The sequence below is a fragment of the Paraburkholderia sp. BR13444 genome (genome assembly GCF_040948755.1).
In the GTDB taxonomy this organism is placed as follows: domain Bacteria; phylum Pseudomonadota; class Gammaproteobacteria; order Burkholderiales; family Burkholderiaceae; genus Paraburkholderia; species Paraburkholderia youngii.
The window spans coordinates 615662-631453 of the sequence record NZ_JBFPKM010000004.1 but is presented as its reverse complement, the minus strand read 5'-3'; the positions used below and the strand labels follow the sequence as shown (position 1 = coordinate 631453).

General features: G+C 63.7%; 13 protein-coding genes. 3 read left to right on the top strand and 10 right to left on the bottom strand.

Going from position 1 to position 15792, the window contains the following annotated elements; all coding sequences use genetic code 11:
* Positions 1 to 51 precede the first annotated feature (51 nt).
* Both AB3X95_RS15500 and AB3X95_RS15495 read right to left on the bottom strand, forming a co-directional pair.
* Positions 52 to 960, bottom strand: a complete 909-nt coding sequence (locus tag AB3X95_RS15500) for an NAD(P)H-binding protein (protein ID WP_368621769.1) — start codon at positions 958 to 960, stop codon at positions 52 to 54.
* Between the two features lie 91 nt (positions 961 to 1051).
* Positions 1052 to 2224 carry an iron-containing alcohol dehydrogenase gene (locus AB3X95_RS15495; protein ID WP_368621768.1) on the bottom strand — a complete coding sequence of 391 codons (1173 nt, stop codon included), beginning with the start codon at positions 2222 to 2224 and terminating at the stop codon, positions 1052 to 1054.
* A gap of 187 nt (positions 2225 to 2411) precedes the next feature.
* On the opposite strand from AB3X95_RS15495, the gene AB3X95_RS15490 reads away from it, so the two are divergent.
* Together AB3X95_RS15490 and AB3X95_RS15485 are read left to right on the top strand one after the other, a co-directional pair.
* Entirely contained in the window at positions 2412 to 4217 is a 1806-nt protein-coding gene (locus tag AB3X95_RS15490; protein WP_368621767.1) for an acyl-CoA dehydrogenase C-terminal domain-containing protein, read from the top strand.
* Positions 4218 to 4269: 52 nt separating this feature from the next.
* The gene (locus tag AB3X95_RS15485) at positions 4270 to 5490 is read left to right on the top strand and encodes a CaiB/BaiF CoA transferase family protein (RefSeq protein WP_368621766.1); all 1221 of its coding nucleotides are present in this window, start codon (positions 4270 to 4272) and stop codon (positions 5488 to 5490) included.
* A 183-nt stretch (positions 5491 to 5673) separates the two neighbouring features.
* Here AB3X95_RS15485 and AB3X95_RS15480 read toward each other — a convergent pair whose 3' ends face one another.
* Genes AB3X95_RS15480 through AB3X95_RS15465 form a run of 4 tightly spaced genes read right to left on the bottom strand, consistent with a single transcriptional unit; the run spans position 5674 to position 9548 of the window.
* Positions 5674 to 7122 carry an NAD(P)(+) transhydrogenase (Re/Si-specific) subunit beta gene (locus AB3X95_RS15480; protein WP_368621832.1) on the bottom strand — a complete coding sequence of 483 codons (1449 nt, stop codon included), beginning with the start codon at positions 7120 to 7122 and terminating at the stop codon, positions 5674 to 5676.
* 14 nt (positions 7123 to 7136) lie between these two features.
* On the bottom strand, positions 7137 to 7457 hold the full coding sequence (locus AB3X95_RS15475; protein ID WP_176368117.1) for an NAD(P) transhydrogenase subunit alpha: 321 nt from the start codon (positions 7455 to 7457) through the stop codon (positions 7137 to 7139).
* 10 nt (positions 7458 to 7467) lie between these two features.
* Positions 7468 to 8610: a Re/Si-specific NAD(P)(+) transhydrogenase subunit alpha gene (locus AB3X95_RS15470; RefSeq protein WP_368621831.1), complete on the bottom strand. Its 1143-nt coding sequence runs from the start codon at positions 8608 to 8610 to the stop codon at positions 7468 to 7470.
* 5 nt (positions 8611 to 8615) lie between these two features.
* Positions 8616 to 9548, bottom strand: coding sequence for an NAD(P)H-binding protein (locus tag AB3X95_RS15465; RefSeq protein WP_368621765.1), 933 nt, complete (start codon positions 9546 to 9548; stop codon positions 8616 to 8618).
* A 270-nt stretch (positions 9549 to 9818) separates the two neighbouring features.
* Here AB3X95_RS15465 and AB3X95_RS15460 point away from each other — a divergent pair, with 270 nt between their 5' ends.
* Complete coding sequence (locus tag AB3X95_RS15460; RefSeq protein ID WP_368621764.1) at positions 9819 to 10694, top strand: SDR family oxidoreductase; 876 nt, start codon at positions 9819 to 9821, stop codon at positions 10692 to 10694.
* Positions 10695 to 10835: 141 nt separating this feature from the next.
* Here the strand turns inward: AB3X95_RS15460 and AB3X95_RS15455 are convergent, their stop codons facing one another.
* The 4 genes from AB3X95_RS15455 to AB3X95_RS15440 all read right to left on the bottom strand — a co-directional run bounded on the left by AB3X95_RS15455 (position 10836) and on the right by AB3X95_RS15440 (position 15485).
* Positions 10836 to 12719 (bottom strand): AMP-binding protein, encoded by a 1884-nt coding sequence (locus tag AB3X95_RS15455; RefSeq protein WP_368621763.1) that lies wholly within the window; start codon positions 12717 to 12719, stop codon positions 10836 to 10838.
* A gap of 73 nt (positions 12720 to 12792) precedes the next feature.
* Positions 12793 to 13929 (bottom strand): acetyl-CoA C-acyltransferase, encoded by a 1137-nt coding sequence (locus tag AB3X95_RS15450; RefSeq protein ID WP_368621762.1) that lies wholly within the window; start codon positions 13927 to 13929, stop codon positions 12793 to 12795.
* A gap of 67 nt (positions 13930 to 13996) precedes the next feature.
* Positions 13997 to 14467, bottom strand: a complete 471-nt coding sequence (locus tag AB3X95_RS15445) for a MaoC family dehydratase (RefSeq protein WP_368621761.1) — start codon at positions 14465 to 14467, stop codon at positions 13997 to 13999.
* Between the two features lie 319 nt (positions 14468 to 14786).
* Positions 14787 to 15485, bottom strand: coding sequence for a TetR/AcrR family transcriptional regulator (locus AB3X95_RS15440; protein WP_176120388.1), 699 nt, complete (start codon positions 15483 to 15485; stop codon positions 14787 to 14789).
* Positions 15486 to 15792 lie beyond the last annotated feature (307 nt).

Below are 15792 nucleotides of genomic sequence, written 5' to 3'. Positions count from 1 at the left end.
GTTTTAGCCGGAGTTGGGCCTCCCCTTCTCCGAGCCGACGGAGCGCGGGGCTCAGCGCGGGCTCAACGCTTTCTGATGACGCTGCGCGAATTCGAATACGCTCGTTGCCGGGCGGCCGGTCAGTTCGGGAATGACGTCCGAGCGACGGTCGTAGCGATTCGCGCGATGCAGGTCAGCCATTGCGCAAAGGTGGTCAACGAGGTGGATGGGGAGGCGCTTCTCGAGCAACGCCGCGCGCCAGCCTTCGAGCGGCACGTCGACGTAGGTGATCGTCCGGCCAAGCGCCCTCGAGTACTCGCCGGCGTAGTAGTGCATGTTCTCCGAGACGGGTCCGGTGAGATGGAGGATCTCGCCTATGTGAGGCGCCGGATTGTCGAGCACGCACGCGAGGACGTGGGCAACATCATCGGCCGACACGGGTGACGTCTTGCCGTCGCCGAACGGAAGCCGCAGCTCGTTGTGCGTGCGCACGTCATGCGCGGCCAACTGCAGGAAGAAGCCCTCGAGGAACACGGTGGGGCGCACGTGAATGACGGGTAAACCAGACCAGTCGAGCGCCTGCTCGGCAAGCCAATGCAGCTTGTGCTGCGGGCTGGCCGTCGTTTCGTCGATGCTCATCTGCGCCACGGTCATTTGCGACATGTTGAGGAACGCACCGACGCCGTGATGTTTGGCGACCGCTGCCGCATTGACAGTTGCCTCGAGATAGCGGTCGGAGACCGACATGCCGAAATAGACGGCGCCGCACCCCGCGATGGCGCGATGCATCGCCTCCAGATCGCACAGATCGCCCACCACGACCTCTGCCCCCATCTCGCGAAGCGCTTGAGCACGCTCGTCCTCTCGCCGTACCATCGCGCGCACCGCATGACCATTCGACAACAACAACTGCGTCAGCGTCCTGCCGATCGCGCCTACGCGCCCTGCTGCGCCCGTCACCAGAATAGGCTGCTTCTGCATCGCTATCTCCGTTGATACCTCATTGGTGCGGCGTGCGCCGCTGCCGTTTCCCGGGCCTCGCCCCCCGCAACGCCGACGACCTGCCGACCCATCACACGGCCAGTGCCAGGATGTCGAGCACTTCGCCAGACGCCTGCACCTTGCGAGGATTGCTATAGATGAAAAACTCCGTCATTGTGTTTCGCGCAATCAGTTCGAACTGGTCCGGGCCAACATTGACATCCCGTAGGCATGTCGGCAGACCCAGACGTTCACACAAAGACTTGAAAGCGTCGGCAGCGGACCCGCCCGTTGCGCCCAGCGCCTTGGCGAGCGCGCGCTGCGCCTCCTGTGTCACCGGCTCGTTGTAGCGCAGTACAGCAGGCATCATGACCGGCGTGCACAAATAGTGCGGGACATGACAGGTGCCACCCAGCACATGGCCGATGGCGTGGCTCGCGCCCATCGGCACACGCGACTGCAGTCCGTACGAACACAGCCACGAGGCGACCTGGCACTTGCCTGCCGCCTCGAGTTCATGACGGTTGGCCCGGCTAAGAGGCAGCCAGTGCGCCATCATCTCCAACCCTTGCAGCACGACAGCATCGACGAGCGGATTGCCGCGGGGCGAGCAAAGCGCCTCGATGGCGTGATCCATGGCACGCGTCCCCGAGCCGAGATAGAGACTTTCCGGCGCGTGCTGGAGGATCGACGGATCGAGAATGATCGAGACCGGCATCATCTTCGGGTGATAAAACGTCTGTTTCAGGTCGCGCTCCGTATCGGTCACGAGACACCCGGCGTTGTACTCGCCGCCCGAAAGCGTGCTCGGAATCGCGATCATGCGCACGGCCGGACCGCGGAATGACGGAGGCTGCGGAACGCCGGCCTCGTTGAGCTTGACCGCAAACGCGTCGAGTCCAGCGGTGTCCGTGATCTGGTGCTCAAGGCAAACGGTTGTGATCTTCGCCGCATCGACGACCGAGCCGCCCCCGATCGCAACGATCAGGTCTGCTTTCACATCGAGCGCGGCGCGCGTCGACGCGATCACGTCCTGCCGCGACGTGTGTTGTGCGAGCCCGTCGATCAACCCCGCAAAGCGAGGCCCGAGTGCGGCTTCGATCTTGCGGACTTCGTCGGTGCCGTGGTTCAACGAACGGCTGGCCATGATGAACACGCGCTGACTACCAAGCCTTTCGACTTCGCCCATCAGTGCCTTCGTGGCCGGCTTGCCAAATACCACGCGCTCCATGCTCGGAAAAACATGAGTGCCCGATTCATGCATCGCTTTGTCTCCAGTGGGTTGTCTCGTGCTGCCACCAGGATCGTGCTCCCGTCCGCAGCTTGCAAGGCTGAGTATCGTTGACTAAGATGACAGTGTCAAGTTATAACCCGATCACTCCCCCTCACGAGCCAGCTGGGCACTCGTTCGGCTCGGCGCCCATTCACTGTCATTCACGAGACCGATCGTCATGCCAACCTATCAAGGGCCGATTCACGATGTTCAGTTCCTGCTTAATGATGTATTCGACTACGACGCGCAGATTTCGACCCTGCCGGGGTTCGATGAAGTCACGCCCGATATCGTCGCCGCCATCCTCAAGGGTGCGGCCGAATTCTCCGAGGACTGTCTCGTACCGATCAATTTGCCCGGCGATCTGACCGGATGCAAATGGGAGAACGGCAACGTCACGACGCCAATGGGCTACAAGGCAGCCTACGACGCCTACCGTAACGGCGGGTGGCCGGCGCTTGCCGCGGAACCCGAGTACGGCGGCCAGGCGCTGCCGGCCTCGCTCGCGCTGATCGTCCGGGAATTCATCGCCTCGGGTTCGCTGTCGTTCGGCATGTACTGCGGCCTGACGCTAGGCGCTTATCGGTCGATATCCGCACACGCCGACGACGCGCTCAAGCGTATCTATCTGCCCAAGCTCGCGGATGGAAGCTGGGCCGGAACGATGTGCCTGACCGAGCCGCAAAGCGGCTCCGATCTGTCGTCGGTCCGCACCCGGGCGGAGCCCGACCAGGATGGCGCGTATCGCATTACGGGCACCAAGATTTTTATCTCGGGCGGTGACCACGATCTGACCGAGAACATCGTTCATCTCGTGCTGGCGAGGTTGCCGGGCGCGCCGTCCGGCACGCGCGGCATCAGCCTGTTCGTCGTGCCGAAGCGCATACCGGTTGTCGAGAACGGCGTGCTCACCGGTACCGTCCCGAACGCCGTGAGTTGCGGCTCAATCGAGCACAAGATGGGCATCCGGGCACAGGCCACCGCCGTGCTGAACTTCGACGGCGCGCGCGGCTGGCTGATCGGCGACCCGAATGGCGGGATGCGCGCGATGTTCACGATGATGAATTCGTCGCGTTTGGGCGTTGCGGTGCAAAGCGTCGGCGCTGCTGAAATCGCCTGGCAGAACGCCCTCGCCTATGCCAAGGATCGCCGCCAGGGGCGCGGCCCAGGCGCGGCGGCGCAAACGCCGGATGGCGGCCCGGAACCGATCATCGTCCATCCCGATGTCCGCAAGAATCTTCTGACGATGAAGGCGTTCGTCGAAGGGATGCGCGGGCTTTATATCGAAGCGGCGATCGCGCTCGATGTGAAAGCGCGCCATCCTGATCGCGCGGTCAGCGACGCGGCCGAAGGGACTCTCGCGCTTTTGACGCCGGTGCTCAAGGCGTTCATCAGCGATTGCGCGCTGCGCGTGACCGAAATCGGCATCGGCATTTTCGGGGGGCACGGTTATATACACGAAAACGGCATGGAGCAGCTCTATCGCGACGCGCGCATCGTGCCGCTCTACGAGGGAACCAACGCGATCCAGGCGCTCGATCTCGTTCACCGCAAACTCGCGCTCGAGGACGGCGCGATCGTCGAGCGCTACTTCGATGCTGTCTCGAAACTGATCGTCGAGCAGCGTGCGAATTCCCGCCTCGACGACATGACGGCGGCCCTCGACAACGGGCTTCAACTGCTGCGCGAAACCACGGCGGCCATGCGCCGCCATGCGAATGACGACGCGCTCGAGGCGGCCTCATCCGCAAGCGACTATTTGCGGATGTTCGGATATGTGGCGCTCGGCGCGACCTGGCTGCGCATCGCAGGTGCGGCCGATGCAGCGCTTGCGGGCTCACCCGAGCGTGCCGATTTTCTGTCCGGCAAGGTGAAGACTGCGCGCTTCTACTTCGAGCGGCTGCTGCCCGAAGCCTGGGTGTGCCATAGCGCGATCATGGCGGGTTCCAGCTCCGTGCTGGCGATCTCGGCGGCGGAGCTTTGAGCGACTCAGCCAGCCCACTACGGAGCTGAACTGAATCAGTTGGAGACATTTCATGAGTACATCAAACAAGGGCCCGCTGTCGGGGATTCGGATACTCGACTTGACGTCGGTCGTATTGGGGCCGCTCGCCACCACGATGCTCGCGGGACTCGGCGCCGAAGTGATCAAGATCGAAGCGCCCGAAGGCGATAACGCCCGCAACGCCGGTGTGATGAAGCATGCCGGCATGGGGCACGTATTTCTCCATAACAACCGGGGCAAGAAAAGTGTCGTCCTGGACCTAAAGCGGCCTGAAGGACGCGAAGCGCTCTTGCGCCTTGCAGCGGACGCCGACGTGCTGATTTCGAACGTCCGGGCCGCCGCGATGAAAAGGCTGGGGCTGCATTACGAGGCGCTCGCCGAAATCAACCGCCGGCTCATCTATGTGACCGCGAACGGCTACAGCAGCAGCGGCCCTTACGCTGATTTGCCCGCCTATGACGATCTCATACAAGGGGCTGCGGGCATTCCCTGGCTCATGCAGCAGTACGGCGCCCCCGAGCCCTGCTATACGCCGATTACAATTGCCGACCGGCTCACCGGCCTGCATGTCGTCTACGCGGTCAGTGCGGCACTGTTCGCGCGCGAGCGCAGCGGAAGCGGGCAGCATGTCGAAGTGTCGATGTTCGAGAGCGTCGCGCATTTCATCCTCGCCGATCACATGGGGGGACGCACGTTCGAGCCTCAACAAGGTCCTGCCGGCTATGACCGCCTGCTCTCACCCCACCGTCGCCCCTACAAGACGGCGGACGGCTATCTGTGCGTGCTCATTTACAACGACAAGCACTGGCGCGGGTTCTTCAAGGGCATCGGGCGAGCCGACCAGTTCGAAAACGATCCGCGCTTTTCCACGCAGCAAAACCGCTCACGCAATATTCGTGAAGTCTACGCGTGGGTGGCGGAGATCATGCTGACGCGCACCACCGCCGAGTGGCAGGTCTTGCTCGATGAAGCCGATATTCCCCATCAAACGGTGCGCTCGATCGACGAACTGATGGACGACCCGCATCTGCTTGCCACAGGGTTCATTGCCGAAGAGACGCATCCGACCGAAGGTCGCATACGGACCCTCGGCACGCCGACGAGTTGGTCGGCAACCCCCACCGGCGGCGCCGCTCCCGCGCCGCGCCTTGGCGAGCACAGCGCCTCGGTGCTGCGCGAGGCGGGATACACGGATGACGAGATCCAGCACCTGGCTGCCCTCGGCGCCACCCGCATCGCCGAACGCGCCTGAAACAGACACGAGCCCTGCCGTCGACGATGGTCGAGGCGGGGCTCGGCCACGAGCGACAGTCTTTGCATAGTAGGCACGGCGCCATTCCATGTTCCGCGGCACGAACCGCTTCCGCAAACGCAAATCAGCGCAACAACGTTGCGCTGATTCGCGTTTCCCGTCACGACAACCGGATTGTCCCGATCAGGCCGCCTTCACCATGTCCTCGATGACCTTCTTCGCGTCGCCGAACACCATCATCGTCTTGTCCATGTAGAACAGGTCGTTGTCGAGGCCCGCATAACCGGCCGACATCGAGCGTTTATTGACGATCACCGTGCGCGCCTTGTAAGCCTCGATGATCGGCATCCCCGCGATCGGCGACTTCGGATCGTTCTTCGCCGCGGGGTTCACCACGTCGTTCGCGCCGAGCACGAGTACCACGTCGACCTGGCCGAACTCGCTGTTGATGTCGTCCATCTCGAACACGATTTCGTACGGCACTTCCGCTTCCGCGAGCAGTACGTTCATGTGCCCCGGCATCCGGCCCGCGACGGGGTGGATCGCGTACTTCACCTCGATGCCCTTCTCGACCAGCTTATCGGTCAGCTCTTTGAGCGCATGCTGCGCGCGCGCCACAGCCAGACCGTAGCCCGGCACGATCACCACCGTCTCGGCGTTGCCGAGCATGAACGACGCATCGTCGGCCGAGCCCGACTTCACGGGCCGCTGCTCGACCGCGCCGCCAGCCGCCGCCGTGCCCGGCTCAGCGCCGAAACCGCCCAGGATCACGTTGAAGAACGAGCGGTTCATCGCGCGGCACATGATGTACGAGAGGATCGCACCCGACGAGCCCACGAGCGACCCGGCAATGATCAGCATCGGGTTGTTCAGCGAGAAGCCTATGCCCGCTGCCGCCCAACCCGAATACGAATTGAGCATCGACACGACCACCGGCATGTCCGCGCCGCCAATCGGAATGATGATCAGCACGCCGAGCGCGAACGCGATCAGCGTCATGATGACGAACGGCAGCCACGATTGCGTGATGAAGAACAGGATGCCGAAGCCGATCATCGCGATGGCAAGTATCAGGTTGATCAGATGCTGCCCCGGATAAACGACGGGTGCCCCCTGGAACAGCCGGAACGTGTATTTCCCGGAGAGCTTGCCGAACGCTATCACCGAGCCCGAGAACGTGATGGCCCCGACGAACGTGCCGATGAAGAGCTCGATGCGGTTGCCATAGGGCAGGAAGCCCTCGGGCGCGCCGGGCTCGATGAGCCCGAACGCAGCCGGCTCGGAGACCACCGCATACGCAATGCACACGGCCGCGAGACCGATCAGCGAGTGCATCGCCGCTACGAGTTCGGGCATCTTTGTCATCTCGACACGCGCGGCAACATAGGCGCCCAACCCGCCGCCCATCACGAGTGCAGCAAAAAGCAACGCGAGCCCGAGCCCGAGGTTCGAGCCGAACTGGGTGGACTCCTTCACGATCAGCGTCAGCGTGGTCAGAATTGCAATCGCCATTCCGACCATACCGAACACGTTGCCCGCGCGCGCGGTCTTCGGGTTCGACAGACCCTTGAGTGCCTGGATGAAACATACCGACGCCACGAGGTACAGCAGCGTCACGACGTTCACGCTCACGAAGTTCAGCCCCATCATGCACCCTCCTTTGCCATCTGCTTCTTAGGCTCTTTCTTCTTGAACATCTCCAGCATTCGCCGGGTGACGAGAAAGCCGCCGAACACGTTGACGGCCGCGAGCGCCACCGCGATCGTGCCGAAGAACTTGCCCGCGTTGCCGACCGTGAGACCCGCCGCGAGCATCGCACCGACGATCACGATCGCCGAGATCGCATTGGTCACGGCCATCAGCGGCGTATGCAGCGCGGGCGTGACGTTCCAGACCACGTGATAGCCGACGTAGATCGCCAGCACGAAGATGATCAGGTTGATCACCGTGTGATTGAGGACTTCCATCTGCGCCCCCTCAGGACTTGCGCGCGACTTCGCCGTCGCGGGCCAAGAGCGTGGCGGCGACGATGTCGTCCGCGAGATCGATGTTCAACTGGCCTTCCTTCGTGATGATCAGCTTCAGGAAGTCGAGCAGGTTGCGCGCGTACAGCGACGACGCGTCGGCCGACACCCGCGCCGCCAGGTTCGTGTAGCCGACGATTGTCACGCCGTGCTTCTGGACGATCTTGTCGGGCTCCGTGAGCGGGCAGTTACCGCCGCGCCCGCCTTCATACTCGGGGCCGCGTCCGGCCGCGAGGTCGACGATAACCGAGCCCGGCTTCATCGCCTGAACCGTCTCGACCGAAATCAGCGTCGGCGCGGCGCGGCCCGGAATCAGCGCGGTCGAGATCACCACGTCGGCCTGCTTCGCGCGCTCGTGAACGAGCGCCGACTGGCGCGCGAGCCACGACGGCGGCATCGGCCTCGCATAGCCGCCGACACCCTGTGCGGCCTCTCGCTCTTCGTCGGTTTCGTAGGGCACGTCGAGAAACTTCGCGCCGAGCGATTCAATCTGCTCCCTCACGGCCGGCCGCACGTCGGACGCCTCGATGACAGCGCCCAGCCGCCGTGCCGTTGCAATCGCCTGCAGGCCCGCGACGCCCGCGCCGAGAATCAGCACGCGCGCGGCCTTCACGGTGCCGGCCGCGGTCATCAGCATCGGCATGAAGCGCGGATACAGCGTCGCCGCGAGCAGTACCGCCTTGTAACCGGCGATGTTCGCCTGCGACGACAGCACGTCGAGACTCTGCGCGCGAGTCGTGCGTGGCGCCGATTCGAGCGCGAACGCAGTGAGCCCCGCGGCGGCAAGGGCCTCGGCGTTCGCGGTGTTGAACGGATCGAGCATGCCGACGAGCACCGTCCCGCGCTTCATCAGCGGCAGCTCGGCTTCGGTCGGGGGCTGGACTTTGAGAACGAGATCGGCGCCGAACGCGGTGGCCGCGTCAGCGACCTCGGCGCCGGCCGCGGCGTAAGCCTCGTCGGGAAAGCTCGCGCCGGTGCCGGCGCCGCCCTGGATCGTGACCCGGTGCCCTTGGGACACGTATTTCCTGGTCGTCTCCGGCGTCGCGGCCACGCGGCTTTCATACGGGCGCGTCTCGGCTGGCACTCCAATGTGCAGGGTATTCAAGCTTGAGACTCCTGGACCGGGTTGGAGGTAAAGGCATCCGCGTGTTGCTTCACGAAATCGCGAACGCTCGCCGGTTGCCGGCCCGTCAGCTTGAAGACATCGTCCGTCATCCGATCATAGCGGCCTGCGCGATGCAAATCGGCCATCGCCGTGAGGTGTGCGATCAAGTGCGGGGCCATGCCGCGCTCGACCAGCGTCTCGCGCCAGGGGCCAACCGGAATGTCCCGGTAAGTGATCGTCCGGCCAAGCGCGGCTGAATATTCGGCTGCGTAGAAATGCATGTCGCCGACTTCCGGGCCCGTCAAATGGTAAGTGGCGCCGATGTGCGGTGCCGGATCGGAGAGTATCGCTGCGACCGAACGCGCGACGTCGTCCGCCGCGACAGGAGACGTCCTGCCCTCACCGAAAGGCAGTCGGATTTCGTTGTTCGCCTTCACCGAAGGTGCGGCAAAGCGCAGGAAGAAGTTTTCGACGAACACCGTAGGCCGCACATGCACGACCGGCAGCCCGGACCAGTTCAATGCCTGCTCTGCCAGCCAATGGAGCTTGTGCTGCGGGCTTGGCGTGGTCTCCATGACGCTCATCTGAGCGACGCTCATCTGCGATATGTTCACGAAGGCCTTCACGCCGTGATGCTTCGCAACCGCGGCCGCGTTGACCGTCGCCGCGAGATAAGCGTCGGAAACCGACATGCTGAAATACACCGATTCGCAGCCGGTGATCGCCCGATGCATCGACTCCAGATCGAGCAGATCGCCGACCAGCACTTCGGCACCCATCTGACGCAACGCATCCGAGCGCTCGTCTTCCGTGCGCACCAGCGCGCGGACCTTCTGACCCTGCTCGATCAGATACTGGGTCAGCGTGCGACCCACTGCACCCATCCGACCCGCAGCCCCTGTAACGAGAATTGGGGTTTTCCCTTCCATGTTCATCTCCTTCGCTCTCTCCGACGGCTAATCACGCTTCACGCGCGGCGCCACGTTTCATGCCGATGAAGGCATCGAGTCCCGAACCAGCGCCGGGTCGTGGAATTCCTGTTGCGCGACCCAGTATCCACAAGTAACATAACACTGTCAAGTTTGAAGACGTGAGCGTGCAGATCGTTCGCGTGCCTGACCGTTCGGCGACCTGCAGGACGCAAACCCCACCTGAATACGCACCGCCAGCGTGTTCCTTTCAGAGGCAAAGGAGAGGCAATGTTTCAAGACAACGTGTTGAAGGGCAAACGGATTCTCGTGACCGGAGGCGGGTCGGGACTCGGCAAGGAGATCGCCGCCAAATACCTGCAGCTGGGTGCGGATCTCTACATCTGCGGTCGCCGCGAAGCGGTGCTGCAAGAGACCGCCGACGAGTTGATGAGCCAGTACGGCGGCAGCGTCAAATGTCACGCCGTCGATATACGCAACGCAGAGGCGGTCGACGAGATGATCGAGTCGATCTGGCAAGACGGACCGCTCACGGGTCTCGTCAACAATGCCGCGGGCAACTTCGTTAGCCGCACGGAAGATCTGTCGTCGCGCGGTTTCGACGCGATCGCCAATATCGTTCTGCATGGGACGTTCTATGTCACCCAGTCGATCGGCAAGCGCTGGATCAAGGGCGGCCATCGCGGCAGCGTGGTCTCGATCCTGGTCACATGGGTACTGAATGGCGGGCCGTTCGTTGTGCCGTCGTCGATGTCCAAGGCCGGGGTCAACGTGATGACGAAGTCTCTTGCCATCGAGTGGGGACGCTTCGGCATCCGCCTGAACGCCATTGCCCCGGGTGTGTTTCCCACTGACGGCATGAGCAAACGGCTCTATCCGGGTCGCTCCGACGCCGGCCGCGCCGACGGCAGCAGTCCGATGGGCCGTGGTGGCGAGATGCACGAATTGCAGAACCTTGCCACGTTCCTGATGGCCGATGGATGCGAATGGCTAACCGGCCAGACGCTGACGATCGATGGTGCAAACAGCCTCGCGACCGGCGGCAATTTCTATCACTTCAAGGACTGGACCGACGATGACTGGGTCAAGGCGCGCGACTCGATCCGCGAACTGAACGACCGCGACCGCGCCGCTCGCACTGTCTGAAGCGCCTGCAAGGTCCGCGCCGCGATACGTCGCCGGCGCGGCCGCCAGCTTTCGTGCTCCCCTCAAGAAAAAGCGCGCCTGAGACCGAAGTCCCGGCGCGCTGATTGTCGACGATGAGTCATCCATGACTCATCGATGAAGCTATCGGCTCGGCACGGTCCCAGGCACGACTACATGCGCCGGATACGGCTCGCGAAACAGCGCGTTCACGTCGCTGGCACGCCTTTCAATCACCGCTCGCCGGTTGAGGCTGCCTTTGTCCGTCACTTCGTATGCCTGCAACGACGGCGGTTCGGATAGCAGCCCCACGCGCTCGATTCGCATCGATGCGCCGGTTTGCCCCGCATTGACCAGTTCGAGACGGCGCGCGAGTTCCGCGATCAATTTCGGATCGCTGCGCAACTGCTCGACCTGCGCGCCGGCCGGTGCGCCCAGGAATTCGCGGCATGCGTCGAGGTCGGGCCAGGCGAGCGCACCGAGTGCGTTATCACCGTCGTGAGCGATCACCGCCTCCTTCAGCAGCGGGAGGCACGAGTCGAGCAGTCGCGTGCGCAGCGCGGCCGTGCGCACCCAGGTACCGTTCGCCAGCTTGAAGTCCTCGGCGAAGCGGCCCGCAAAACGCAAACCGCGTTCAGGGCACTTCGGATCGACGAACCTCACCGCATCGCCAAGCTTGTAGAAGCCCTCTTCGTCGAACGCATCGCGGCTTTGCGCCGGCGCGTTCAGGTACTCGCGAACGATGTTGTCGCCGCGGATGCGCATTTCGTACCGCCCCGGCAACGCGCTGTCCTCGACCAGCTTGAGTTCGACGCCGGGCAGCGGCAAGCCGATGCAGCCGACGTCGTCGACTGCCCAGTACTGGGTGACGGCAGGCCCCGCAGTCTCGGTCGCACCGAATACGGAGGTCAATACCGTTCGGTGCCCGGTCGTCCTGATCGATACGGCCTGGAAGCGGTCGTAAAGCTCCCGCGAGAGGACCGCTCCGCCGTAGTAAGCATACGTGAGCCTCGAAAAGAAATGCTGCGCGAACGCCTCGTCACGTTCGAGCGCGGCGATCAGCAGCGAGAGACCCGCCGGCACGTTGAAATAAAGCGAGGGCGCGACATCGCGCAGGTTCTTGAGCGTCGCGTCGAAGCGGCCCGGCAGCGGGCGCCCTTCGTCAATGTACAAAGTCGCGCCGAAGCGCAGCACGCGATTCATCACGATGTTGCCACCCATCACATGATGCCAGGGCAGCCACTCCAGATACGCGGGTTGCGTCTCGGGATCGCGCTCGAATACCTGGGCCGCCATCTCCTGCGCCGCCGCCATCATGCGCCGCGTGATCACCACTGCCTTCGGGATGCCGGTCGAGCCCGAAGTGAACATGTATTTCGCGGGCATGTCCGGCGTAAGACTCGCGTGGTGTGACGCGAGCTCGAGGTTCGGGGTAGCCGCGAGCCAGTCCGCAAAAGAGAGCATCTGCGGCGCGGGATGACGGGCCGCCAGCGTGCGCTCGGCAGGCACGCGCAAGGCTGCCAGCGCGCCTGCGAAGCGCTCGGCGTCCTGCACGAACACGATATGCGGGCGGACCACATCGAAGGCCGCACGAATCCGTGCGTAGTCGCCGCCCATCAAGGAATACGCGGGCGAAACCGGAGACACGGGGACGCCGGCGTATAGCGCGCCCCAGGTCAGCAGCGCCTGTTCGGTCGAGTTTTCCGAGAGGATCGCAACCGGTTTCTCGCGCGACGCGCCCGACGACAACAGCATGCTTGCGATCGAACGGACGGCATCCCACACCTGCTGGCAGGTCATGGTCCGCCATTCGCCGTTCGCGTCGCGCTCGACCAGCATCGGGGCATTCGGCCGCTTCGCGACCCAGTGCTCGAGCCAGTCGACCGTACACCCGGGTTGCGCGGGAAGCGGATGCCCCGAGCGCAGCAACAGGATCTCAGATGTTCGCGGCTCGACGACGACCGACGGCGTGCGGAATCCCGTCTCGCGAAACGGGTAGTCGGCAATATTGAGGGGCGTTATGGACATAAGCCTTCCTGAAATGTCTCCGTGACTCTTCTGTATCTTGCTACGCACCGGCGCGCAGCCGGCGCGAGCATGCCTAGACGGCTTCGAGGATCGTGGCGATGCCCTGGCCGCCGCCGATGCATTGCGTCGCAAGCGCGAACTGCCCGCCGGTGCGCTTGAGCACCGACGCCGCTTTGCCAACGAGACGAGCTCCCGTCGCGCCGAGCGGATGGCCGATCGCGAGGGCGCCGCCGTCCACATTCGTGCGCGCCGGATCCAGCTTCAGGTCGCGCGCGCAGGCGATCGCCTGGCTCGCGAACGCCTCATTGATTTCAACGATGTCAAGATCTTCCACCGAAATGCCAGCGCGCGCGAGCGCTTTGCGGGACGCTGGAATCGGACCTATACCCATCAAGGCGGGGTCGCATGACGCCACCGCCGCGCTACGGATTTTGGCGAGCGGCTGCATCCCGTTGCGAAGCGCAAACTCGGCGCTGCAGATCAGCACCGCCGATGCGCCGTCTGTCAACGGCGAGGACGTGGCCGCGGTCACGCTGCCGTTTTCGGCGAAGGCCGGCTTGAGCTCCGCAAGCGCCGCGGCGTTCGTCCCGGGACGGATGCATCCGTCCTGCGAGACGATGCCCTGCGGCATCTTGATCGGGACGATTTCCGCGGCCAGGCGACCGTTCTCGCGCGCCGCCGCCGCCTTTTCGTGCGAGAGCACCGCGAGCGCTTCCTGCTCCGCCCGGCTCACGCCGAACTGCCTCGCGACGTTCTCCGCCGTGACGCCCATCGGCAGATAGGCCGCCGGAAAGGTGCCCAGCAACGCCGGATTCGGAGACTTGTTGAAGCCGCCCTGTGGGACCCGCGTCATCGATTCGACGCCGGCGCAGATGAACGCATCGCCCAGGCCGAGCGCAATCTGGCCCGCGGCATAGTGGACCGCCGACATCGACGATCCGCAGAACCGGTTGATGGTAGCGCCTGGCACGAGATCGCCGAAGCCGGCCAGAAAACCGATGATGCGCGCGATATTGTGCCCCTGCTCCGCCTCGGGATAGGAACAGCCCACGACGAGGTCCTCGATCTGCTCCGGCTTGCACCCTGTGCGTTCGAGCAATGCGGACACGACCGCGGCCCCGAGATCGTCGGGGCGCACGTCAATCAGCGCGCCCTTGCGTGCGAAATGAAACGGTGAACGGGCAAACCCTGCCACGACAATATCCGCCATCCTCTATCTCCTGAACTCAAACCATTGGGAAGAGCGCAATTCGACACGTTCGAAGCGCTCCATGAATTCAACGTGCGCCCTCACCGTCTGCCGGCTTTCGCTTGGGCACGCTGCTCAGCGCATACATGCGCATGACGAGATCCCCGTTCTGATTGACGAGGTCCACACGTGCCTTCACCGTGCCTCGGCGCGGCTTGTCCGGCACCTCGAGAATCTCGACGAGCTCACGTTCGACATGGACCCGGTCGCCAGGACGCACCGGCGAATACCAGCGCAATTCATCGACACCGATGCCGACCACGGGCGTGTCTCCGTATGAACGCGCCTCGACGCACAGGCGCATCGCCAGCGACGCCAGATGCCACCCGCTCGCGATCAGCCCGCCGAACGGGCTGGCCTTGGCCGCCTCGGCATCGAGGTGAAACGGTTGCGGATCGAAGCCTCGGCCGAACTCGATGATGTCCTGTTCTTCGATCGTGACTTCCCGACTGCCCCACGATTCGCCAATCGCAAGATCTTCCAGATATCGCCTCGTCATCGCACTCACTCGCGGGACGCGCAGCTTGCGCTGCCGTCCATGGAACAGACTTGCCAAGCCCTCGCATGCTCCGCTGCTGCTGCCCGCAAGGGTTACCGTGAGCTGATTGTTACACTGTCAAGTTTGTTCGTCAACAGGCTGGTGACGACTTTTCCCGCGAGTTGAACAGGTGGAATGCTTGCGCGGAAGGCGCCGCAAGGCGGGGACCAATGCCGCTGTGCGACGCATGGCATACGCCAACAATGCGGCGCCTGATATCAGCATGCCGCGAGGCGGCACGCAGTCAGCGGTTTGCGCCCGTGCCGTACGGGCCGGAGGGTCAGGCGGCGCTTTTCTTCGCGCGGCCCACTGTCTTGCGGGCCGGAGCTGATGCGCTGACGTGAGGCGACAGAAGGCCGCCCAGCAGGACGCCAGTCACCGACAGGCAAACATCGTCGATCCGATCGTCCGGTACCTGGCACAGTCCGCTCTTACGATCGGACAGCAGGGTCGCGAGTCCATGCATGCCGGACCACACCGCGATCGCTGAATACCGTGGCGGCCGTTCATCATTTTTCTGGTCCGCCTGAAATTCCGCAATCGAGTTGCTGAGGAACTGGAACGATGCCGCGCTCGCGTCCATCAGCTCGGCGTGCCGGGTCTTGTCCGCAATCCGCGGGCCGAACATCAAATGAAACAGCTCGGGGCGCCGCAGCGCGAATCCCACGTAGGCGCGCATCACCACGCGCAAGCGCTCTTCCTTCGTCATGCCGTCCTTGAGTGCCGCCAGACGATCAGCCATCAACTGCCGGAATCCTTCCGATGCGATCGCGGCAAGGAGTCCCTCCTTGTCGCCGAAATGATGCGTCGGCGCGGTCTGCGAGACGCCCGCCAGACGTGCGACTTCCCGCAGCGAAAGCTCGGCTGCGCCACGCAGCTCGAGCAACTCGAGGCCGCGCCGAACCATCTCCTCACGAAGGTTGCCGTGATGCCACGTGCTCTTCTTCGTCGGTTTCAGGTCGAGAGGTACTGAAGACATGTTGTCACCGTGTAGTAATTATCCGCCGATACCCGGCCATGATCCGCGAGCGGCCGGAGCAGCCACATTTTACGCCGCCGGGTTCCGACTGGAAGGTATGCCCCCGTACGGATCAGAAAGCGGCCCCATCCGAGATGTCATCAAAGGGAAATCCCTGATTCAAAACAGGTTGCCAGCAACCATGCGCCAAACCTAATATTTACACCGTCATCTTGACGATGACAACTTTAGCAGAGCAACCGGCACCCGCTGAAGTTCTGGGCCGGGCTCCGATACGCCGAGGGCGTCGCGGGGGCTGGAAAGTCCG

What these genes read in the sequence shown, in the direction of transcription:
- AB3X95_RS15495 (WP_368621768.1), bottom strand. Translation starts at nt 2,224, where the DNA reads ATGCATGAATCGGGCACTCATGTTTTTCCGAGCATGGAGCGCGTGGTA.
- AB3X95_RS15485 (WP_368621766.1), top strand. Translation starts at nt 4,270, where the DNA reads ATGAGTACATCAAACAAGGGCCCGCTGTCGGGGATTCGGATACTCGAC.
- AB3X95_RS15460 (WP_368621764.1), top strand. Translation starts at nt 9,819, where the DNA reads ATGTTTCAAGACAACGTGTTGAAGGGCAAACGGATTCTCGTGACCGGA.
- AB3X95_RS15445 (WP_368621761.1), bottom strand. Translation starts at nt 14,467, where the DNA reads ATGACGAGGCGATATCTGGAAGATCTTGCGATTGGCGAATCGTGGGGC.
- AB3X95_RS15475 (WP_176368117.1), bottom strand. Translation starts at nt 7,457, where the DNA reads ATGGAAGTCCTCAATCACACGGTGATCAACCTGATCATCTTCGTGCTG.
- AB3X95_RS15465 (WP_368621765.1), bottom strand. Translation starts at nt 9,548, where the DNA reads ATGGAAGGGAAAACCCCAATTCTCGTTACAGGGGCTGCGGGTCGGATG.
- AB3X95_RS15455 (WP_368621763.1), bottom strand. Translation starts at nt 12,719, where the DNA reads ATGTCCATAACGCCCCTCAATATTGCCGACTACCCGTTTCGCGAGACG.
- AB3X95_RS15490 (WP_368621767.1), top strand. Translation starts at nt 2,412, where the DNA reads ATGCCAACCTATCAAGGGCCGATTCACGATGTTCAGTTCCTGCTTAAT.
- AB3X95_RS15500 (WP_368621769.1), bottom strand. Translation starts at nt 960, where the DNA reads ATGCAGAAGCAGCCTATTCTGGTGACGGGCGCAGCAGGGCGCGTAGGC.
- AB3X95_RS15440 (WP_176120388.1), bottom strand. Translation starts at nt 15,485, where the DNA reads ATGTCTTCAGTACCTCTCGACCTGAAACCGACGAAGAAGAGCACGTGG.
- AB3X95_RS15450 (WP_368621762.1), bottom strand. Translation starts at nt 13,929, where the DNA reads ATGGCGGATATTGTCGTGGCAGGGTTTGCCCGTTCACCGTTTCATTTC.